This is a genomic window from Paractinoplanes maris (assembly GCF_023544465.1).
Lineage (GTDB): Bacteria > Actinomycetota > Actinomycetes > Mycobacteriales > Micromonosporaceae > Actinoplanes > Actinoplanes maris.
Window position 1 is genome coordinate 310,394 of record NZ_JALPVL010000003.1, and the last position, 18,468, is coordinate 328,861.

The 18,468-nt window shown below is 67.0% G+C and carries 28 protein-coding genes; 17 read left to right on the top strand and 11 right to left on the bottom strand.

Annotated features, from left to right (window positions below; genetic code table 11):
* Positions 1-97: 97 nt before the first annotated feature.
* The 6 genes from NAG42_RS10370 to NAG42_RS10395 all read left to right on the top strand — a co-directional run bounded on the left by NAG42_RS10370 (position 98) and on the right by NAG42_RS10395 (position 2,823).
* Positions 98-307 (top strand): hypothetical protein, encoded by a 210-nt coding sequence (locus tag NAG42_RS10370; RefSeq protein WP_250029821.1) that lies wholly within the window; start codon positions 98-100, stop codon positions 305-307.
* On the top strand, positions 300-575 hold the full coding sequence (locus NAG42_RS10375; RefSeq protein ID WP_250029822.1) for a hypothetical protein: 276 nt from the start codon (positions 300-302) through the stop codon (positions 573-575). The genes NAG42_RS10370 and NAG42_RS10375 overlap by 8 nt, the downstream gene beginning before the upstream one ends.
* A complete protein-coding gene (locus tag NAG42_RS10380) occupies positions 575-1,474 on the top strand; it encodes a hypothetical protein (protein ID WP_250029824.1) in 900 nt (299 codons plus the stop codon). Before NAG42_RS10375 ends, NAG42_RS10380 begins: the two co-directional genes overlap by 1 nt.
* Positions 1,475-1,511: 37 nt before the next feature.
* Entirely contained in the window at positions 1,512-1,820 is a 309-nt protein-coding gene (locus NAG42_RS10385; protein WP_250029826.1) for a hypothetical protein, read from the top strand.
* Positions 1,817-2,338: a hypothetical protein gene (locus NAG42_RS10390; protein ID WP_250029828.1), complete on the top strand. Its 522-nt coding sequence runs from the start codon at positions 1,817-1,819 to the stop codon at positions 2,336-2,338. Before NAG42_RS10385 ends, NAG42_RS10390 begins: the two co-directional genes overlap by 4 nt.
* A gap of 119 nt (positions 2,339-2,457) precedes the next feature.
* Positions 2,458-2,823, top strand: a complete 366-nt coding sequence (locus NAG42_RS10395) for a hypothetical protein (RefSeq protein WP_250029830.1) — start codon at positions 2,458-2,460, stop codon at positions 2,821-2,823.
* Between the two features lie 196 nt (positions 2,824-3,019).
* Here NAG42_RS10395 and NAG42_RS10400 read toward each other — a convergent pair whose 3' ends face one another.
* Positions 3,020-3,298 (bottom strand): hypothetical protein, encoded by a 279-nt coding sequence (locus NAG42_RS10400; protein WP_250029832.1) that lies wholly within the window; start codon positions 3,296-3,298, stop codon positions 3,020-3,022.
* 141 nt (positions 3,299-3,439) lie between these two features.
* On the opposite strand from NAG42_RS10400, the gene NAG42_RS10405 reads away from it, so the two are divergent.
* On the top strand, positions 3,440-3,793 hold the full coding sequence (locus NAG42_RS10405; RefSeq protein WP_250029834.1) for a hypothetical protein: 354 nt from the start codon (positions 3,440-3,442) through the stop codon (positions 3,791-3,793).
* 341 nt (positions 3,794-4,134) lie between these two features.
* A complete protein-coding gene (locus NAG42_RS10410; protein ID WP_250029835.1) occupies positions 4,135-5,019 on the top strand; it encodes a hypothetical protein in 885 nt (294 codons plus the stop codon).
* A 72-nt stretch (positions 5,020-5,091) separates the two neighbouring features.
* On the opposite strand, the gene NAG42_RS10415 is transcribed toward NAG42_RS10410, so the two are convergent.
* Both NAG42_RS10415 and NAG42_RS10420 read right to left on the bottom strand, forming a co-directional pair.
* Entirely contained in the window at positions 5,092-5,376 is a 285-nt protein-coding gene (locus tag NAG42_RS10415; RefSeq protein ID WP_250029837.1) for a hypothetical protein, read from the bottom strand.
* The gene (locus NAG42_RS10420) at positions 5,373-6,026 is read right to left on the bottom strand and encodes a GIY-YIG nuclease family protein (RefSeq protein ID WP_250029839.1); all 654 of its coding nucleotides are present in this window, start codon (positions 6,024-6,026) and stop codon (positions 5,373-5,375) included. The genes NAG42_RS10415 and NAG42_RS10420 overlap by 4 nt, the downstream gene beginning before the upstream one ends.
* 83 nt (positions 6,027-6,109) lie before the next feature.
* On the opposite strand from NAG42_RS10420, the gene NAG42_RS10425 reads away from it, so the two are divergent.
* A complete protein-coding gene (locus NAG42_RS10425; RefSeq protein ID WP_250029841.1) occupies positions 6,110-6,292 on the top strand; it encodes a hypothetical protein in 183 nt (60 codons plus the stop codon).
* Positions 6,293-6,297: 5 nt separating this feature from the next.
* On the opposite strand, the gene NAG42_RS10430 is transcribed toward NAG42_RS10425, so the two are convergent.
* From NAG42_RS10430 to NAG42_RS10465, 8 genes are all read right to left on the bottom strand, one after another.
* Positions 6,298-8,691, bottom strand: a complete 2,394-nt coding sequence (locus tag NAG42_RS10430) for a P-loop NTPase family protein (protein ID WP_250029843.1) — start codon at positions 8,689-8,691, stop codon at positions 6,298-6,300.
* A 91-nt stretch (positions 8,692-8,782) separates the two neighbouring features.
* Positions 8,783-10,135, bottom strand: a complete 1,353-nt coding sequence (locus tag NAG42_RS10435; RefSeq protein WP_250029845.1) for a hypothetical protein — start codon at positions 10,133-10,135, stop codon at positions 8,783-8,785.
* A 3-nt stretch (positions 10,136-10,138) separates the two neighbouring features.
* Positions 10,139-10,537, bottom strand: a complete 399-nt coding sequence (locus NAG42_RS10440; protein WP_250029847.1) for a hypothetical protein — start codon at positions 10,535-10,537, stop codon at positions 10,139-10,141.
* A gap of 33 nt (positions 10,538-10,570) precedes the next feature.
* A complete protein-coding gene (locus tag NAG42_RS10445; RefSeq protein WP_250029849.1) occupies positions 10,571-10,870 on the bottom strand; it encodes a hypothetical protein in 300 nt (99 codons plus the stop codon).
* 119 nt (positions 10,871-10,989) lie between these two features.
* Entirely contained in the window at positions 10,990-11,199 is a 210-nt protein-coding gene (locus NAG42_RS10450; protein WP_250029851.1) for a hypothetical protein, read from the bottom strand.
* A 131-nt stretch (positions 11,200-11,330) separates the two neighbouring features.
* Entirely contained in the window at positions 11,331-11,642 is a 312-nt protein-coding gene (locus tag NAG42_RS10455) for a hypothetical protein (protein WP_250029853.1), read from the bottom strand.
* The gene (locus tag NAG42_RS10460) at positions 11,639-12,685 is read right to left on the bottom strand and encodes a hypothetical protein (RefSeq protein ID WP_250029855.1); all 1,047 of its coding nucleotides are present in this window, start codon (positions 12,683-12,685) and stop codon (positions 11,639-11,641) included. The genes NAG42_RS10455 and NAG42_RS10460 overlap by 4 nt, the downstream gene beginning before the upstream one ends.
* Positions 12,682-13,830, bottom strand: coding sequence for a GIY-YIG nuclease family protein (locus NAG42_RS10465; RefSeq protein ID WP_250029857.1), 1,149 nt, complete (start codon positions 13,828-13,830; stop codon positions 12,682-12,684). The genes NAG42_RS10460 and NAG42_RS10465 overlap by 4 nt, the downstream gene beginning before the upstream one ends.
* Before the next feature lie 68 nt (positions 13,831-13,898).
* Between NAG42_RS10465 and NAG42_RS10470 the strand changes: the two genes are divergently transcribed.
* From NAG42_RS10470 to NAG42_RS10505, 8 genes are all read left to right on the top strand, one after another.
* Positions 13,899-14,198, top strand: a complete 300-nt coding sequence (locus NAG42_RS10470) for a hypothetical protein (RefSeq protein WP_250029859.1) — start codon at positions 13,899-13,901, stop codon at positions 14,196-14,198.
* 72 nt (positions 14,199-14,270) lie between these two features.
* Positions 14,271-14,615 (top strand): hypothetical protein, encoded by a 345-nt coding sequence (locus NAG42_RS10475; protein WP_250029861.1) that lies wholly within the window; start codon positions 14,271-14,273, stop codon positions 14,613-14,615.
* A complete protein-coding gene (locus tag NAG42_RS10480) occupies positions 14,612-15,847 on the top strand; it encodes a hypothetical protein (protein WP_250029862.1) in 1,236 nt (411 codons plus the stop codon). The genes NAG42_RS10475 and NAG42_RS10480 overlap by 4 nt, the downstream gene beginning before the upstream one ends.
* Before the next feature lie 318 nt (positions 15,848-16,165).
* Positions 16,166-16,606, top strand: a complete 441-nt coding sequence (locus NAG42_RS10485) for a Panacea domain-containing protein (RefSeq protein WP_250029864.1) — start codon at positions 16,166-16,168, stop codon at positions 16,604-16,606.
* An 18-nt stretch (positions 16,607-16,624) separates the two neighbouring features.
* Entirely contained in the window at positions 16,625-16,927 is a 303-nt protein-coding gene (locus NAG42_RS10490; RefSeq protein ID WP_250029866.1) for a hypothetical protein, read from the top strand.
* Between the two features lie 50 nt (positions 16,928-16,977).
* Positions 16,978-17,169 (top strand): hypothetical protein, encoded by a 192-nt coding sequence (locus tag NAG42_RS10495; RefSeq protein ID WP_250029868.1) that lies wholly within the window; start codon positions 16,978-16,980, stop codon positions 17,167-17,169.
* The gene (locus tag NAG42_RS10500; RefSeq protein ID WP_250029870.1) at positions 17,166-17,558 is read left to right on the top strand and encodes a hypothetical protein; all 393 of its coding nucleotides are present in this window, start codon (positions 17,166-17,168) and stop codon (positions 17,556-17,558) included. The genes NAG42_RS10495 and NAG42_RS10500 overlap by 4 nt, the downstream gene beginning before the upstream one ends.
* A gap of 306 nt (positions 17,559-17,864) precedes the next feature.
* Entirely contained in the window at positions 17,865-18,404 is a 540-nt protein-coding gene (locus NAG42_RS10505; RefSeq protein ID WP_250029872.1) for a DUF4352 domain-containing protein, read from the top strand.
* Positions 18,405-18,468 lie beyond the last annotated feature (64 nt).

Consider the following 18,468-nt stretch of genomic DNA (forward strand, 5'->3'; position numbering starts at 1 on the left):
GGCAGTGCCGGTGAGCGGCGGCCCGCGCCGGCTGGCTCGTGCGTTGTCACGATCCTCGAGCAGCCCGGAACACCCTCCAACCTTCGAGGAGGACAGAGTGAACCTTGATGCGGACGACCTCCTCGCGAGGATCAAGAGGGACTACCCCACCGAATATCAGCTGGCGAACCTGTCGCTCATCGTGGACATGCAGCAAACCCTCATTGAGGACCAGGCCGCCGAGATCGAACGGCTGAACACGCTGCAGGGTGCTTACGACCCGAGCACGCCTCGCCCGTACCTCGAGACGGAGGCACGGCATGGCTGAGACCACAGGCTTGTGCGTCGGCGGACCGCTCGACGGGCAGCGGATCACGGTGCGCACGCCGGCCGGGTTCCTCGCCGTCGACAAGGCCGAGAGCAAGGCCTGGATGTATCAGCGACAGCAGGACGGCACCTACGCGGTATGCACCGATCATGACGACTCGCTGCTGTACCCGCAGGGCGCCCGGACCGGTGAGCGGCGCTTCGACGAGGACCGGGCGTGGCAGGCGGCGGAGGGTTCCGAGCTCGACGTCATCGCGGTGGGCCGCTGATGGCCACCGTGATCTCCGATGAGCTGAAGTGGGTTGCCAAGCAGATCGTCAACGAGTGCGGTTACCCGTCTGCGGTGCTGTCCGGGCTCAAGCCTGACAGCCGGCACCTGGGCAGCGGTGGTTTCCACTGCTCGGTACTCGACCTACGCGCGCACGGTAACGGCAACGACTACTCGAACAGCCGCAGCAACGACCGGAACTTCCACGTCGAGTTCGGCGCCGCGGCCGACATCAGCATGAGCGCGGCCGACATGATCCGTTCGCATGGCCGGATCCGCGCTGTGTGGGCTGACCGCTCGGACCCGCGGCGTAAGTACGTCAACGCGATCAACGGCTGGGACGGCACAGGGGACGCTGTCCGCTACGACTTCGACGTCGGCACCTCGAAGTACGCCTCCCCCGACCACAGATGGCATGTGCATCTCGAGGTGCACCGCCGATACGTGCGGGACCCGCAAGCCGCCCAAGCCGTCGTTTCGATTTTCAAGGGCGAGTCGAAGGCTGCCTGGATCGCTCGAGCATCAAGTCCTGAGGAGGAAGACGTGGCGATCAGCGCCGACGACTGGAAGAAGCTCGAGACCCTGATCGGTGCGACGCCGCAGAAGGTCTGGGAGCACAACATCGGCAAGGCCACCGGCACGCCAAGCCTGACCGCGCAGAGCGCACTGGTGACGGCCAATCTGCGGGCCGGGTCGGCTGCGAATGACCAGCTGCCGAAACTCGCTGTCGCTCTCGGGCAGCTGGCCGGCCAGCGGCTCGACCAAGGGGCACTGGTTGGTGCGCTCGTCCCAGCCCTGACCGACGCGCTCCTGGCCCGGCTGCCGGAGGACCGGGACGACGTCACCGCCGACGAACTCAAGACGGCGATCCTGGCCGCGGTCCACGACCTGGTCTCCTAGCTTCGCCCTGCACCTTCCAGCGCCACGGGGGCCTGCCATGCACCACGACAGCGGGGCCCTCGTAGCCCTGTTCTCCGCCGCCAACATTGTCATCGTGTGCGGGTACATCGCCGTCCCGTTCCTCGTCCTGCCCTACCTGCCGCTGACCCGATCAGTGAAGCTCCTGGCCAGCGGCTTTTTCCTCGGATGCAGTGGCAGTCATCTATGGATGGCCTTCATGGGTGACGGCAACTGGTTCTGGACGGGGTGGCATCTCGCCCAGGCGGTCTGCACGTGGGGATTCATCCTCGGCTTCCGTCGCATGCTGAAGGAGGCACAAGGTCGTCGCCGTGGAGGCCGGGAATGAACGGCGACCACGAGGCTGTCACCGACCTGGCGCATCTGCTCGACCAACTCGACGACAAAATCCGCACGTCGGACGCAACAATCCGGCGCAGCGAGAAAAACCGGCTCAGTCTTCTCCACGTCCACGCCCTGTTCGGCTGCCTGATCGCCCCCCTGTTCGCAGCCCTCGGACACAAGGGAATGGCCGGCCCCACGTGGACGGTGGCCCGGCTCATCCCCGGGGCGCCCTACACGCTCGCTGCCATTCTCTTCCTCGGCGGTGTGATCCTGGCCGTTGCTACGTGGTATCGGATCGTGAAGTGGGAAATCGTGGGTCTGTGGATCCTGATGGCTTGGTACTCGATCATCGCCGCGTCGTTCGCCGGGGCGGTGTTCGTGTGGCTCGCCGCGGGCAGCCCGGCCGGTGCGCGACCCAGTTTTTATCCGGCCGCGGTGTATTCGCACGTACTAGTGATCCTTCTGGTGCACCAGAACACCCTCCTGCGGATCCGGCGAGCTCGCCGCAAGGCCAGCCGGTGATGTGGTGGGCCGGGGATGCCCCGCCCACTCCCCCGTTTTGGCAGACGTGGCTGCCGACGTTCATCGTTGGGGTCCTGACAGCCGTACTGGGTGTCGTGGGAACCATCATTGTCAAACGCATGAACCGCCGTCTCGACGACGCGACAACCGTGAAGACTCATTCGGAGTCCGACAAGGCGCGGGCGGAGACGGAGTCCACGCAGGTGACCACGGCGCGCGGGTTGGTGGCTGAAATCCGGGCGATGATGGTGGACCAGCGAGAGACGTACGAGGGTCAGATCCAGGCAATGCAGGAGAAGTCGTCGGCTCAGATCGAATCGGTTCGGATACAGCATCAGTCCGACATGAGGGCGATGACCGAACGCATGGCGGGGATCGAGGGGGCCTTCCGCCGTCACAGCGAATGGGATGATCGGGCGACTGCCGCGCTACGGCAGACGCAGCACGACTTCCCTGATCCCCCGCCGGTGAAATTCGATTCCTGATCGCTTGAAGGTCCACGCCGGGTCGTGGCGGGATAGCTCAGCCAGGCGAGAACAGCAGGGCAACGGCCGCCCTTTGCTTGAGCGGCCGTTGCTGTGTCTGCCGGGCCGGCGTGGTGTCCGGCGACCTCCGCGCTGGGCAGGGTGACCGGGTCGCAACCTTCCGGCCAGATCCTGCGGCGGCGCTCTTCCAACTGAGCTACCGGTATGACGTCGGCGGGAAGGTCGACTCCTCACCCTGGGGTTCGGCATCCCGCCTCGCTGATTGTCCCACGAGCGCATCGGTGGTTTCACGCCACACACCCCGGGCCAGCCACTGATCAGCCAGATCCGCTTGGGCGCGTTCGTGGATGAACACCCACGCGTCACCTTTGCGTGAATGCCAGGCGAACCACTTCTCCCCAGCCGTGCCGATCTCGATGGTGGCGCCGTGCCCGTTCTCCCACCGCCGGTCCACGGTGTGGTCGAGCTCCGCCAAGCCAATGCGATACATGCCCGCATTGTGCGGGCCGGGTCTGACAATTTCCCTTACTTCCCGGCGGCCGATCTATAGCAAGCCGCCGTTTCCTATAGATCCTTCCGCCCTTGCGGCGGTCCCCCACCCTGCAAGGAGAGATCAATGAAACTGTTCGGGCGAGAACCGTCCCTGGTGATCAGCGTGGTCGCGTCGGCGCTGTCCCTGCTCGTCGGGTTCGGCTTCAACTGGCTGACCGCGGAACAGGCCGCCCTGTTCGTGGTCGTACTCAACGCTGTCCTGGGTGTCGTCAACGCGATCGCGGTGCGCCCGATCGCGCCGGCCGCGTTCACCTACCTCGTCGGTGCCGTGGCCGCTCTCGCCGCCGCGTACGGCCTCGACGTGGGGCAGGAAATGGTGGGTTCCATCAACGGTTTGGTGTTGAGCATGCTGATGCTGCTCACCCGCGCCCAGGTCACTCCGGCGGCGAGCCCGCGGCCGATCGACGGCAGCGTCTGACCTGGGCAGCAAAGAAGGCCCGGACCTGATTGGTCAACGGGCCTTCCCCTGCCATACCGAACCTCACCATGCCGTGCCTTGCACCGGCTCGCCCTGCCCCGCCACGGCTAGCCCTGGCTTGCCGAGACGCTGCCCAGCATAGCGAAGCAACGTCCTGATCCCGCCGGTCGGTGGTGCCCCGAACGTGTCGCCGACCGGCGCCCCCGCCTCATCCCGTGCGGCCCCGCCAGGCCTCCGGGGTGGGGCGGGTTCCTGCGTTTACCACTCTTCTCCGCGACTGACTGCCACCGATGAATGCGGCACAGTTCGGCGCGATGCAAACCATTAGGGAGTTCTGGAACGTGCGAAAGACACTGATCGTGGTCGGCGTTCTGGCCTGCGCTGCACTGACCGCGCCGGCCGCTTACGCCACCACACCCACCGTGCCGGTCCTCGGTGACTGCCCCCGCGGCTGGTATGTGAACGAGCCGGACGAGGCGCACCGTAAGCCCACCCCGACCAAGGATGGGCTGGAGTTCAAGGGCAACCAGCTGATCCACCGGGAGACCACCGGGCTGAGCACAAAGGATTTGAAGCCGGGCACGTTCGTGGCCTCCCCCATGCCGGACCAGGAGTCGTTCTTCTCCGTGGAGGTCAACTCGGGGCCGGGCACGTACGCCACCCTGCGCTGGAATGCGACCACGGCCAAGTGGGAGATGACCACCGGCGGGCAGTTCTACACCGACGCCGACCCGGACAAGCTGGTCGACCTGCCGCCGGTCAAGAAGTCGCACCAGGTGGTGTCATTCGGGGTGGGCTACACGAACAGCCCGCCCGGGACGGTGACCACGGTGGTGTCGTCGGTGAGCTTCCGCGGGTTCACGTACGACCTGACGTGCCAGCCGAAACCGGAGCCGACCACGAGCTCGTCCAGCCCCACCCCGTCGCCGTCGGTGTCGACCAGCACCTCGGCCAGCCCGTCCGCCAGTGCCAGCACTTCTACTTCGGTGTCCCCGTCGGCGTCCTCGAGCACCAGTGTCAGCCCGAGTGCCACCGTCACGTCGAGCTCGGCGCCGGTCGTCACCACAGCGCCCGGTGCGGGCGGTGGCAGCGGATCCGCCGGTGGTGGTCTGCCGGTGACCGGGCCGGATGGGATGGTCATTGCCGGTGGTGCGGTGGCCCTGCTCGCCGGTGGGGTCATCCTGCTGGTCGCGGTGCGTCGCCGCCGGACCCGGTTCACGGCCTGACCGTCCTGCCCCAACAAGCACAGAAGCGCCGCCCCCTTCACTGGGGGCGGCGCCGTTTTCAGTTTCAGCCGGTCAGCCCGGCCCGGTTTCCTCGAGGAGCATCGCCGCCAGGGACAGCAGCAGGCCCGCGTCGGCGACGTTGAGCTCCACGGTCACCGAGGCCATGTGTGCGGCCTGCACCGCCAGCCAGGTGGGGCCGTTGCCGCAGGATTCCAGCCACGCTGACACCTGCCCGCGGCCGAGGTGCCGCGGTTGCGGGCCGACGGTGATGATCCGGGATTTGTGCAGCGGCGGGTGGGAACCGTTGTGCTCCCCGACGCACCAGGACGGTTCGTCGAGCCCCCGCTGAGCGGTCATCGGCGTTTCCGTTTCGGTTTACGGCGTTTCGGCTTCGACCGGAGAGACCGCAACATCAGCCAGGCCAGCAGCGCGATGACGATCAAGGTGGGCAGGGCTGCTGCCGCTGTCGCGAGCGGATACCACCACACGGCGAAGTCCAGCTTGACCACCAGCCCGATCCAGCCGGCCACCGTCGACACCAACCACCCGATCGGCCAGCCCAGCAGATGCTTCTGCCACGGCTTCCACTCGCGGCGGACCGGGACAGCCGCTCGCGGGACCGGAGGGGTCTCATCCCACTCGAGCAGGCTGTCACGTTGGCGCTGCTCGAGTGGAACCCAGAGCGGGCGCCCCTCACGGTCGTCACGCTCGTGCCGCTGCCGGACCTGCTCGTCGTAGTCGATCCGGTCCGGGTTCCAGCGGTTGTCCCTGTCGTTCATTCGCGGTCGGCGCTCGCGGATAAACTGCCGTTCCCGGTCGTCGAGCTCGTCTTCGTCACAGATGCCTTCCCACAGCACATGCGACTGGCCGACGATCAAGTCTTCCCACGGCTTGTCGCTGCGGTGCTGCAGTTCGCGCTTACGTCCCCGCTGCCGAGTCTTGCCGACGTAGTCGTCGTAGACCTTCATGCCCGTCTCGTGATCGATCAGGTTGAAGCCGTAGATCACTCCCCGGTAGCGGGTGTCGGTACGTCGCGGGTAGACGGCGGTCATGACTGGACCATCCGCGATCGTTCCGTCACCATGAGCGAATGGATGACCAGATGCTCCGGGAGTTCCGCAACTTCGTCAGCTACCGCGAGAAGCGGGACCGGATCGCGGACGACCAGCACCGGGAAACCGTCCGGGCCATCCGCGACTTGACCGAAGTGATTAACAACGGGGTCACGGTCATCTCCCAGACGCTGCAGGATCTCGGCCGCAGCGCCCGCTAACCGCATCACACCGTCACTTCCTCGAGCACGCCGACCATCTCAGCGCCCGCCTCGGTCAGCCAGTAGCTGCCTTCGGCGGTGGCCAGGATCTGCTCGGTGACCAGCTTGTTGCACGCGTTTGTACACGCCCGCGTCTTGATCGTGGTGCGGACCGCGTTGGCGAGCTCACCGAACGGCACCGGGTCCCGGTCTCCGTCCAGCCACCGGTCGGCGAAGTAACGCAGCACCGCTTCGCGGCCACCGGCCGGCGGGGTGGTCTCCCCCGGCGCCGAGTCGAGCAGGTTCGACGGGATGCCGGCGCCGAGGATCTCGGCCGGGTCCATCGAGTCGAACGCATCGAGTCGCTTCCACCGGTCGGCGTACAGCGGCCCGGCGGTACCCAGGACGGCGGCCTCGAGCGACAGGGTGTCGCCTTCGGTCATGACATCCCACAGGTCACCGGCGTAGTCCGACCGCATCCGCATCCGGGCGGTGTTCGACGAGTAACCGACCCCGGCCGCGGTGGTGTCGTCCTCCCACTTCGCGGGAAGCGACGACGGGTCGCCGGGCATTTTCCCGCCCGGCCACGCCGCAGGTCCGGTGAGCCGGTCAGCGGTGCGGAACACGGTGACGATGCCCGAGGCCAGCTGGGCGCGCAGCACCGAGTCCTTCAGCTCGCTCAGCAGCGGCGACTGGACGAGCAGGCGCACCTTCACGTTGGCCTTACGCCCGGACTTCGACAGCAGCGCCAGCAGCTTGACGATCTCCTTACCGATCGCAGGGTCGTTCATCGGCAGGTGAGCCTCGTCGATGGTGATCGACAGCAGGGGGAAGTCCGGCGTCACCTCCACGTACTTGACCCGGCGTTCCACCACCTGCCCGTTGGGCCGGGTCTCCTTGACCCGCATCCGGGTGGTGAGCAGGTTACGGGCCAGCATCACCGCGACGGCGCAGCGCAGCATGACCAGGATTTCCTCGTTGGTGGGCGCGAACCAGTCCACCCCGTCACGGACGTCACCGAGGGACTGGCCCATCTGCGGGTCACCCACCCACGACACCACCCGGCCCGACTTACGCTCGAGGGCGAGGAGCAGGTTGACGTACTCGCTCTTACCAGATCCGGTGCACCCGGCGATGAGTTCCATGACGGCCCCCCATCCGGCCCGCCAGAACTGGTGCCGGCCGCGGGTGCCGTCCTCGAGCGTCATCGTCTCGGCGGTGCCGTCGTCAAGGTTGATCCCTGCGCCGTCCCAGTTGCGCCCGGCGGACAGGGGGCTGGTGCGCTGCACCAGGATCATGGCCCGGTTCGCGTCCAACGGGTCCGCGATGATCGACACCATGGAGGTGCCGACCGAGTAGGCGCGGGCGATCTTCCGGACCGGTTCGGGCATGTCGAACTTCTCCGGGTCCAGGTCGGAGTCGTCGTCCGCCACGATCGTCGCCGACCAGCCGCCCACCGACGGGTGGATCGCCTCCAGCCGGGTGCCGTGCAGTACCCGGCCGCGGGCGGACACCTTCAGCCAGCGCTCGAGGACGTACTGGCGCAGCAGTTCCTCATCGGTGGGCTGCGGGGTGTCATCGGCCAGCTCACCGTCGTCGGCCGGTTTCGGGGCGGGGGCGGGCCGACGGCGCCGGTCGTCCACCCAGGCCCGGTAGGAGCGGGAACCGACGATGCCGATGCCGAGCAGGGTGGCCAGGGCCAGCGCCCCATCCCGTCCGCCGTCGGTGACGTTGATGGCGTCGGCGAGTTCCAGCCACACCCCGGACGCCGCGGTGACGTAGGCGGCGGCGCGGGCCCGGCGGCCGATCCGGTTCCGGGCTCGCCGGCCGGCCACCTCGTCATCGGGGTCGAGCTGCTCGCGGCGGGTCAGCCAGGCCCGGGTCAGCCACCACGACCCGGCCACGCACGCGGGGATCGCAGCGAACTGCGCAGTCTCACCCCACCCGGGCAGGTCGGCGGTGTCCGCGACCAGACCGGCCACGCCAACGCCCGCGGTGGCGGCGGCGATGTGCAGGCGTTCCTTCTGCGAGCCGAGCAGGTCGCCCCAGGCGAACCCGGTCGTGCTGGCCGTGGCGGTGTTCCGGCGGCGCTGCTTGACCAGCTTCAGGTCCTTGCGGTGCGTCGGGCACGACGGGGTGACTTTGATGCTGGCTGAGAACCACTGCTCCGAGCCGGGGCAGGCCGGGCAGTGCCACTCTCGGTGGGTGAGCAGGCCGGCGTCGTTGACCGGGACCGGGGACTTCGCCTTGAACGTGCGGCCTTCCTTGTCGATGTAACGCCACGCCATCATCGTCGCCCCGTTCGGCGGGATCATCTCGCCGTTCTCGTCACGTGAGGGCACGCGGGGCTTACCGCGGACCGGCGACCCCTCGGCGCCCTGATTGGGCAGGGGCACCGGACGGTGCTCGGTCTTGAACATCAGGATGGTTCCTTCCGGGTCGGGATTGCTTGGCCGGGCTGGTGCCGCAACCGCCAAACGCGAGGTTTGGCGATCACGGGTGGAGTCCGGATCAGCGGCCGTTCAGCACGGAACCGTCGGCGCCTTGCAGCTGCTGCTCGAGGTCCTGCAGCCGGCGGAGTTCCTCCGCTGCGGCCTGCACGCCCTGCTTCGCGGCGGCAACCGCGTCGATCAGCACCTTCATGCGTTCCGGGGACAGGTGATCCCGGGCAGCGGCCATCCCGCCCACGGCACTGTCGGCGACGTTCTTGGAGGCCAGGAACGCTTCGATCTTCTCGGCGGCACTGCCGGAGTTCGTGATGGCCTCGTCGATGACGTCCAGGGCGCTGTCGATACGGGTCAGGTCATCGTCGAGCAGGCCGCACTCGTTGATGGCGGACTCGACGTCGTGGGCGTCACCGGTGGCGGAACTGGTCGCGGTGGCAGTGTCAGTCATGTCGTTCTCCTTGTTGTCGGTGACACGGGCGGTCTTGTCTCGTTCTCGTTGCCGTTCCTCGTCGGCGCAGTGTGGGCACCGTTTGGGGTCCTGGCTGCAGGCGCCGAACATTTCGTGCCGGTAGGCCTCTGTCTCCGCGGCGCTGATCGCCGGTGAGGTCACGTCGCCCTCTTCCTGCTTGTTGTGGCCGGTCGGGCTCAACCCTTGGGTGGTGTTGTCGGCTTGCCTTCGCTGGCATTCGCCTTCGTTGTGCATGTTGAGTCCGGCCTGCGCGTCCTCTTTGGTGCCGAACGGTGGGCGGCGCATCCCGCACCGCGGGCAGTTCCAGCCGTACTTGGCGGGCGGGTTCGCGGACCGGTCGGGGCGAGTCGCGGCGACCGGAGCGGTGACGCCAGCGGGTTGCGTGACACGGGCCGGCCGGGGGCGGGGCTGGGGTCGGCGCTTGGCCGCCTTCGGGCAGGTGGAACCGGCCGGGTGGTCCCAGGCGCCGCTGTTGTCGGCCAAGGTCACACCGCACTCGTCGCAGGCGATCACCGGGCCTTCCGGTGCCTGCGCGGGTTCGGCAACCGGTGCGGGGGCTTCGGTCGGCGGGTTGGCCGGCTTCTCGCCGACCGGGGCCACCAGGGCTTCCTTGAACTGCTGCCAGAACCCCGACTTGCCGGTCTTGACCGGCTCCTGCCCTGCCGCCTTGGCCGCCTTCTTCGCCTTCTTGTCCTCGCGGCGCTTGTTGTGCAGGTCGATCGCATCGGCCATGGCGTCGCCGCAGTACACGGCGGCCACGTCCTTCAGTCGGGGCTTGCCGTCTGCATAAGGCGAGCGCGGCTTGCCCGCCTTCGGCTGCTGCTGCGCCTTCAGCTTCGCCTTCTCGACGTGCGGCGGGGTCGTGCCCTTCACCGCGTGGATGATGTCCGCCCCGATCCGACCACCGGTCAGGATCGACGCCAGCAACATGCAGACCAGGAACTCCATCGCCTAACCGATCCGCTGCATGTTGGACGTGGTCTTGTCGACCCCGTTACGCAGACTCGGCGCGATGACGGTCGACAGGGCGACCAGGCCGGACACGAAGAAGATCGGGACGAGGAAGAACGCGATCAGGGCGGGCTTGTCCGCGCCCTTCTTCTTGCCCTTGATGTCGGCGATGATGATGCAGACCAGCACGAAGACGCCGGCGGCGCAGACGATGCCGACCTGCTTCGCGTACTCGTTGGCCCAGGAGCCGATGATGCCGGCGTAGGTGATGAACCCGCCGACCATCGCGGCGATGCAGGCGGTGCGGGTCATACGGACTTTCTGGTGGACGTACCAGGCGGCGGCGAAGACGATGAGGCCTCCGACGGCAGCGAGCAGGCTGGACAGCATGTCGAGCATGGTGGTTCTCCTTCCGGGTGGCGGCGGCTGCCGTCAGTGAGTGGCGATGAGGTAGAGCAGGAACGCGGCGCTCGTGGTGAGCGGTCCGCGCAGTGGGTGGATGAACAGCCACTTGAGTGCGTCGAACAGCAACGCGAGGGTGGCTGCGGCGGGCCGGTACGCGACCGTCCACATCCGGTAGGGCTTCCACACCGTGCCCAGGTGGGCGGTGTAGTCGGTGCGGAACACCGTCCTCGCTGACGGCGACCGCTCCTGGACGGGCCAGGAATCGGCGGCGTCGAGGTACATCACCCGGGCGACACGGCGGATCGGGTGGGTCTTGGGCTCGCGCACACGATCACGGGCGGTTACACTTCGTTGCGTCTCGCGCGTGCGCGCGTGCGTGTTAACACCGACGGGCTGTGCAGTGACCGTTCCGGCACTGCCATCGCCCACTGCCATGGCACGGACAGTCACTTTCGGGCCTCCTCGTTCATCTCTCGCGCCAGGTCGATCAGGCGCTGCTTCCATCGGGTTCGGGTCTCGGGTTTCGCGGCGTGGTACTCGCCCATGACCCACCCGACGGCCGCGTTTAACATCGACTTCTCGGTGTTCGCTGCGGCCAGCCGGCCCCGGTAGAGGGCCAGTCTGCGTTCGGCGCGGCGCACGGGCAGGCGGGACAAGATCGGACTCCTTGTTTGTGCAGGTCACAGATATGCGGCGGCGGCACCGAGCAGGAACAGTCCGGCGGCTGCGCCCATCACGATCAGCAGGGTTCGGAACCTTCGCAGGCGCCGCGGGTTCCGGCGGGCCATCAGCGGTTGTGGAACGGGTCGTTGGCCTCGGCGAACGCGTTGAACCGGGTCAGCTTGGTCAGGAACAGGGCGATCGCGGTGGCCAGCGCCCCACCGGCCACGCCGGCCTCGAGGACGCTGCCGTCGATGTGGCTGGCGAGCCCGACCGCGACGACCATGACGATCAGGCCGGACGCGTTCGTGCCGAACCGGTGCGGGTTAGCCGGGATGGGGTGGACGGTGGAGTCGACGACCTCACCGTTGATCGTGCGGGAGGGTGCGGGACGGTGGTCGAGGGTGGTCATGGCGGGGTCTCCGATCTTGGTGGTCACTGGTTCACCGCGGCGTCTCCGCCGGCCTCGCGGTGAGCGCGCTCCCGCCAGGTTGCGATGAGGCGGTCCATGCGGGCGTTGAAGCCCACACCGGTGAGCGTGCGCACCTCGTTCTGCGGCCAGTCGTAGTCCGGGTTGGAGTGCGCGGTGAACATGGCTTGAACTGCGTCTTCGTCGCTCATTGCAGGCTTGTTGGAGCGCTGCGGTGAGGGCTGCGGTGAGGGCTTCTCCGCGTGCTTGTTGCGGTAGTCGGTGAGGCTCACCGTCTTCTTCTCCGCGCGGGTCTTCGCGAGGCTCTCCGCATGCTTGGCCTTGAGGTTGCGGATCTCCTCATCGCGGTCGGCGGTGAACTTCTCCGCTTGGGCGGTGAGGGCGGTGCGGAGCGAGCCGATCTCCGCTTCGAGGCGCTCAACGGTGAGGGTCGCCGTGGACCTCTCCGCGTCGATCGCGGCGTCGTGTGCGGTGATCCGCTCGGTGAGGGTTTCGTTCTTGGCCCGCGCCGCGGAGAGCTCCGCAGTGACTGCCCGCAGCTTCGCGTCGGTCTCCGCGCGGTGAGCCCGGACGTCGGCGTCCTTCTGCTCCGCGGCGGCGAGTGCGCGACGCTTGTCCTCGAGCACTCCGCTCATCTTCCGCACGAAGTAGGCGGCGCCTTCACCGACGGCGAAGAGCAGTGCGGGTGGGATGGAGTGCAGTCCGACGCCGGCCCAGTCGATACCGCCGGGGTGCAGCCAGGAGCTGGCGGTCTGTAGCGCCCAGGTGGCGAAGGCCGCGAACCAGCGCAGGAAGCCGATCCAGCCGGCGGAGATGTCGTACCGGGCCAGGATGGGCCCGGCTCCGATTGCGACGCTCATGGCGACGTCGGCGGCGAGTGAAGGCATCCAGGCGACGGCGCCGGGGACGCCGTGGTCGGTGAGGGCGTCGATGGAAACGAAGACGCCGTAGATCATGACGAAGGCGGCGACGCCCCAGACGCCTGCCCCGACGCGCTTGGTGACGCGGTCGATGCGGTCGATGTCCGTGGAGAGGTGCTCGCGGCTGTTCATGCCCACACCCCCTCGACGCTGGCCTGCTCGGTGTTCTTGGAGAAGTAGGTGAGCTCGTTGGCGAACCCGACCGCCGTTGCGTACGGCACGTCGTGGAAGTACTCCTTACGGCTGCGCTGCTTGCTGACCCGTCCACAGGCGTTGATCAGGCGGGTCTCGTTGCTCACGAAGTTGTGGCAGGACGGCGAGATCCAGTAGTTGGTGATGTAGACACCGAATGCGCGTGCTTCGCCGAGGTGCTGGCCGAGCCGCCGTTTCGGGTCCTCGGTCAGGCCGACCTTGATGCTGCCGGTGGAAAACTCGAGGACGTACAGGTAGCCCTCGTTGCGGGGCTGACGAGCGAGCTTGAACGCCACTCGTCGCGTTGCAAGATGCCGCTCATGTTCGGCTTGTTCTGCACGCTTCGCCTGCGCCAGGTCTGCCTCTGCTCGCTGAGCTTCAGCAACAGCGTCAGATTGATCGACCCGCACCTCGGCGCAGTGCCAAACGGCTTGGTTGTAGCCGTATATCCAGCCGCGCTCCCGGCCGATCTGGAATGTGCAGGCCATTCCGACCAGTGCGGCCAGAGCCACCTGCCAGAGCCGGAAGTGCGGACCTTCCGGCGCGAGCGCCATCGCATAAAGGGAGATCATGTAGCCGATCGCCAGAACGGCGGGCCCGTTGGTGGTCAGCCTGTGAGCGGCGATGCGCTTGCCGAGCTGGTAATGCAGCGCGTCGAAGTGTGCAACCACCTGGTGCGCCTCGGCGAGATCCGCCGGCCGCGCCTTGGCGTTCTCGCTGATCCGCTCTCGGGCGCGCGAGGCGCGGATGCCGGCACGGCGCGGGTCGGCGGCAGCAATGTCGCGGACGAGTAGGCGAACGTTGGCCCGACGGTAGGCCACCTTGTTGTCGAAGCTGTTGAGGCGCAGCCGGATGTCGAGCGGGTCGGCGTGCGGCATAACGATGTTGCTGGGCCGAATGCCATAGGTCATCCACGCGGATCGGTTGCGGCGCTCGGCCTGCTCGTTGGCGGGCTGCTTTGGGATGTCTGCCCACGAACCCTTGTTGTAGATCTGCGCCCACGCGCCATCCATCCACGACACGGCCGGGGTGTTGGTTCCGGTCGGATCGGGGGTGTCGGACAGGGTGTAGGTCGCTGTGGGCATGTCGCAACCGTAACACGCAACCTCATAGGTTGCTAGCAACAAGCGCTTTGTTGCTCTACAGTCGTGGCATGACCATGACCGTCGACCAAGCCGCGAAAATGCCTCTCATTCAGCGGCTACGGGCCAGCCGCCTGCCGCCACCTGCGGAACGGCGAGCGATCCGAGAGGCAGCGAAACTCTCCCGCGAGGACATCGCCCGCGAGCTCAGGCTGAAGGGCCACCGGGTCTCCGGCACAGCAGTGCAGTGGTGGGAGAAGGAGAAGGCCGACGGCGGATTCGACCCCCGCCCAGCCAGGGCCATCACCTATCGCCAGTTGCTCGACGAACTGCGCGCGCTTGTCGCCGAGTCGGAGCAGAGCCAGAAATGACGAAAGCCGCGGCGCTGGAATCGCCACGGCTCGTTCGTCTTGCCCACGTACAGACCTACGGGAGCTGACCCCTTGACGGTAACTGACGACCCACCCGGGGAGAAGCTGTTCACCGCAGCCGAGCTTCTCGAGATGGTGCTCGCCGCCTACGAACGCGGACTGACCGATGCGGCCACGCAGGCCGGCCGCGACTTCTGGCAGTCAGATGCGGCAGACCGCTTCCGCGCCGCACGCCAGATCACCGACGCCCGCGCCATGAAAGAACGGTCCGCTGCCCGCTACGCCGCCTACAACTATCCCGACGGCTACGACTACCGCGGCGGGGCGGTCGACTGGCACACCGGACTCCCCCAGCGCTCCGGATGCGCCTGGCTACGAAAGCAGCGCACCTACGCTCTGGCCGGCGGCAATCGGTGAACGATGCCCTCAGCGCCTGCCACGACGTCTTCCGTCACTGGCTCGGCCAGGCCTACGACCTCGACGCCCTCGATGCGGTTTTAGCAGTCGCCGCGACAGAGCGGCTCGGCGGCGACCCACCGTGGCTTCTCGTCGTGTCTGGGTCGGGTAATGCGAAGACCGAGACAGTTGCCTCACTCGGCGGGATCGGCGCCTACATCACCAGCACGATCGCGAGCGAAGGTGCTCTGCTGTCGGCCTCGTCGAAGAAGGAACAGGCCAAGGACGCCACCGGCGGGCTCCTGCGCCGCATCGGCGACCGCGGGCTACTCGTGGTCAAGGACTTCACGTCCATCATCTCGATGAGCCGAGACGCCAGAGCCTCAGTGTTGGCGGCCCTGCGGGAGGTCTACGACGGCAAGTGGGAACGCAACGTCGGCACCGACGGCGGGCGCACCCTCACCTGGGAGGGCCGCATCGTCATGGTCGGCGCGGTCACCACCGCCTACGACTCGGCCCACGCCGTAATCGCATCGATGGGTGACCGGTTCGCGCTCGTCCGGGTCGACTCTGGCGCCGGGTCCAGCCGTCTCGCCGCGGGACGTCAGGCCCTGGCCAACGTCAACCTCGAGCAGAACATGCGGCTTGAGCTCTCCGGCGCCGTGATCGTGCTGATGGAGCAGATGGATCCGGAGCGGGCAAACCTCACCGACGAAGACATGGACACGTTGCTCCAGGTCGCCGATCTGGTGACGCTGGCCCGCACGGCTGTTGAGCGGGACTACCGCGGCGACGTGATCGAAGCGCACGCCCCGGAAATGCCGACCCGGTTCGCGAAGATGCTCGGTCAGATCATCCGCGGCGGCCTGGCGATCGGCATGGAGCGCAACCACGCGCTTGCGGTAGCTGTCCGGGTGGCCGGCGACTCCATGCCCCCGCTGCGCCTTTTGATCCTGCAAGACATCGCCGAGTTCCCCGGGTCGCGCACAACGGACGTCCGTAAGCGGCTCCAGCGTCCGCACAACACGGTTGACCGGGAACTTCAGGCCCTGCACGTGCTCGGTCTTCTTGTCCAGGCCGAGGCTCCTGGCACGGGTTGGACGTACTCGCTCGCCGACGTGATTGAGCCTCAGGCGCTCAAGCTGCTGGCGTTTTCCAGATTTGGCTGCATGCAAACAAGAGGAACAACAGAAGTAGATCAAGAGGTGTGCGTACAGGTACAGCCAAATCTGGAAAACGCTCTGCCCCTCTGACCCCGCCCCTAGATCCGTCCCGCCTGAACGAAAGGGTTACCACGATGACCGTCCCGCAACTGTCAGGCATCCCCGAGATCGCAACCCCGCTCGTCTTCAGATGAAGGGATGACGACCATGACCGATCAGTCCTCGATCCGACACACTCAGAGTCTGCACATCGATACCTTGCGTGATGGCGACAGGTCAGCCGAGCCGCCCCAAACGCGAATGACGCCACCGAAGACGTCCATCCCCGTCCATCCCCTGAATGGCTTGACCCGAGGTGGGCCGAATACCCCAGCGCCTCGACCCCAGCGCCGCCCCTACGTTGCGGCAATGACCACCGTGACCGCCGTGCTCGACGCCATCGACGAGCGCAAGCCCAACCTGCCCGACACGTACAAGCACAACCTGCTGTTCTTCTGCCAAGGCCACCACCTCGCCACCTACGGCGTCCCAATGTTCACCGAACCGCTGCACGCCACCCCCGCCGGCGCCACCCTCATCGCGCTCCACCCCGACGACGACAGCAAGCTATCCAAGAAGGCGCTCGCCCTAGTCGGCTGGATGATGCACCGCTACGGCGAAGTCTTCCCGGTCGACCTTCGCTCCCTGGTGACGGTGTCCACGGCCTGGCAGCGAGCCTGCAGCGGATCGGACAACCGCATCGAACAGGCATGGCTGACCGAATGGTTCAGCCGGCCCGACGAGCTCAGTCACGAAGGCCGAATCGCCGTCGCCGGTATCGGCGAGATTATGGCGACAGGCCGGGCCTGAATCCCGAAGAGGTAGCGCATGGCCTATGACAAGTGGGACACCCCTCGGTTCTACGACCAACTCGAGGCGTGGAGCCGGGGAGTGGACCCGCCCGAAGACGTATACGTCAAGGTGAAGGGATGGATCGACTCGCGTCAGGACAACCCAAAGGGCGACGCTTGGCCGACCATGACTGACGACGAGGGAGCCGAATACCGCGCCGTCGTTCTGGACATCTACCGCCGCCCGGTCATCTGTCACGGCCAGCCGGTGACCTGCACCTTCCTGATCGACGAAGAAGCGCACACCGTCGAATGCCTGCGATTCAGCGACGAGCGCTGACCTGCCGTTCGTATGGCGTCGTTACCCGCCATCGGCGTTACCCTGAAGTCATGGAGCCGCAGACCCATACCGAACCGCAGGACGACCTGTTCTGGGACGAGGGCACGCAGATGATGCTGTCCCGCTCCGGCATGGCGCGCTGGCGGGAGAAGCTGACCGCCGCCCGGGCTGCACGCGCCGAGCACGCGGCCGACTATGAGGCGCTGCGCGAGCGGCTACGGCTCGGCCCGAATCCGGCGTGACCACTCCCGTCGACATCCAGCTGGTCCTGGATACGTCCGCGGTCGTCGAGTTCACCCGCGAGTCCATCCACGTCGGCGAGGTCCTGTCGTTGGTCGCCGACGACAACGCGATCGCTCTGCTGCCGCTGCCGTGCCTGGTCGAGGCCTACCAGTGGGCGGCCGACCGTGCCCGGCTGGACGTTCTAATCGCTCTTGAGTCGGTGTTCGTGGCGCCCCCGGAGCCGAAGCAATGGCGGGCCATCGCGGCGGCCTATGGCTTGGTCGGGCGGCAGGACGCTGCAGTAGCGGCGCTACTGGCGCTGGATGCCGGCGCCGGGCTGTTGACCCGCCAGCCGGACTTGTATGCCAGCGTTGACCCCGGCAACCTAGTCATCGCGATCGAGGACTGATCGGTGAAGCCCGCCAACTGGTCCCTCTTTAAGGTGAAAGCTGATCTCACCAAGTCAGACTCCTGACTCCCACTTTGATTGCCGAGCAGCAGGAGTACGAGCAGCGAATCAGTGAGCTCGCGGACCGGCTGGTTGCCGAAGCGGAGCAGGCGCTACGGGACGCGGGCGAATAGCCGATCATCCACGCTGGTCACTCCGATTGGACCACTCCCCCACTGCTGACGGACTCGTTGGGCGGACTGCGGCGGGGCTTAACGGACTGGGCCCCGTCGCACAGTCCGTGAACAGTCCGCGGGAGACCCCTCCATGCGCAACAAGCTGTTGATCGCCACCCTTGCCGTGTCAGCCGCCATCGCCTTGGCCTGCGGCTCGGCCCCTGAGGTCACTGACGCCGGCGGTGCCGCGGATGCCGCACCGGCCAAGAAGCCGTCAGGCCCGAAGACTGTGCAGATGGGCCAGAAGCTTGCCGTCAACGCTGCAGGGCTGAAGGGCACCTGGACAGTGTCGAAGGCTGAGATCCGCACCAAGGACAAGTACGGGTACGCCCCACAGAACGGGGCTTGGCTGCTGGTCTTCCTTCGGGTGGATGTGTCCGAGGGTGAGGCGTTCACCTGCCCCTGCGATATCTCGCTGGTCCAGAAGGACGGCAAGGTCAACGAGTGGGGCACTGGAGGCTTGCAGGGCCGGCCGGACTTCAACGCCACGCAAGTAGCTGCGGGTCAGCACTCGGACGGCTGGGTCGTGTTCGACGTGCCCAAGTCGGCGATCGCCGGGTCGAAGGTGCAGCTGAAAATCATGAACCTGTTCGGCAACGACGCGTACGGTTACTGGACCGTCAAAGTCTGACCGGAACGCAAAGCGGCCCAAGACCTCTGCGTTGAGGTCTTGGGCCGCTTTGCTTTGGGTCTTG

Coding starts and splice junctions, on each gene's coding strand:
- NAG42_RS10375 (WP_250029822.1), top strand. CDS start 300: ATGGCTGAGACCACAGGCTTGTGCGTCGGCGGACCGCTCGACGGGCAG.
- NAG42_RS10380 (WP_250029824.1), top strand. CDS start 575: ATGGCCACCGTGATCTCCGATGAGCTGAAGTGGGTTGCCAAGCAGATC.
- NAG42_RS10385 (WP_250029826.1), top strand. CDS start 1,512: ATGCACCACGACAGCGGGGCCCTCGTAGCCCTGTTCTCCGCCGCCAAC.
- NAG42_RS10390 (WP_250029828.1), top strand. CDS start 1,817: ATGAACGGCGACCACGAGGCTGTCACCGACCTGGCGCATCTGCTCGAC.
- NAG42_RS10395 (WP_250029830.1), top strand. CDS start 2,458: ATGAACCGCCGTCTCGACGACGCGACAACCGTGAAGACTCATTCGGAG.
- NAG42_RS10405 (WP_250029834.1), top strand. CDS start 3,440: ATGAAACTGTTCGGGCGAGAACCGTCCCTGGTGATCAGCGTGGTCGCG.
- NAG42_RS10415 (WP_250029837.1), bottom strand. CDS start 5,376: ATGACCGCTCAGCGGGGGCTCGACGAACCGTCCTGGTGCGTCGGGGAG.
- NAG42_RS10425 (WP_250029841.1), top strand. CDS start 6,110: ATGGATGACCAGATGCTCCGGGAGTTCCGCAACTTCGTCAGCTACCGC.
- NAG42_RS10430 (WP_250029843.1), bottom strand. CDS start 8,691: ATGTTCAAGACCGAGCACCGTCCGGTGCCCCTGCCCAATCAGGGCGCC.
- NAG42_RS10435 (WP_250029845.1), bottom strand. CDS start 10,135: ATGGAGTTCCTGGTCTGCATGTTGCTGGCGTCGATCCTGACCGGTGGT.
- NAG42_RS10440 (WP_250029847.1), bottom strand. CDS start 10,537: ATGCTCGACATGCTGTCCAGCCTGCTCGCTGCCGTCGGAGGCCTCATC.
- NAG42_RS10460 (WP_250029855.1), bottom strand. CDS start 12,685: ATGAACAGCCGCGAGCACCTCTCCACGGACATCGACCGCATCGACCGC.
- NAG42_RS10465 (WP_250029857.1), bottom strand. CDS start 13,830: ATGCCCACAGCGACCTACACCCTGTCCGACACCCCCGATCCGACCGGA.
- NAG42_RS10470 (WP_250029859.1), top strand. CDS start 13,899: ATGACCATGACCGTCGACCAAGCCGCGAAAATGCCTCTCATTCAGCGG.
- NAG42_RS10485 (WP_250029864.1), top strand. CDS start 16,166: ATGACCACCGTGACCGCCGTGCTCGACGCCATCGACGAGCGCAAGCCC.
- NAG42_RS10490 (WP_250029866.1), top strand. CDS start 16,625: ATGGCCTATGACAAGTGGGACACCCCTCGGTTCTACGACCAACTCGAG.
- NAG42_RS10495 (WP_250029868.1), top strand. CDS start 16,978: ATGGAGCCGCAGACCCATACCGAACCGCAGGACGACCTGTTCTGGGAC.
- NAG42_RS10505 (WP_250029872.1), top strand. CDS start 17,865: ATGCGCAACAAGCTGTTGATCGCCACCCTTGCCGTGTCAGCCGCCATC.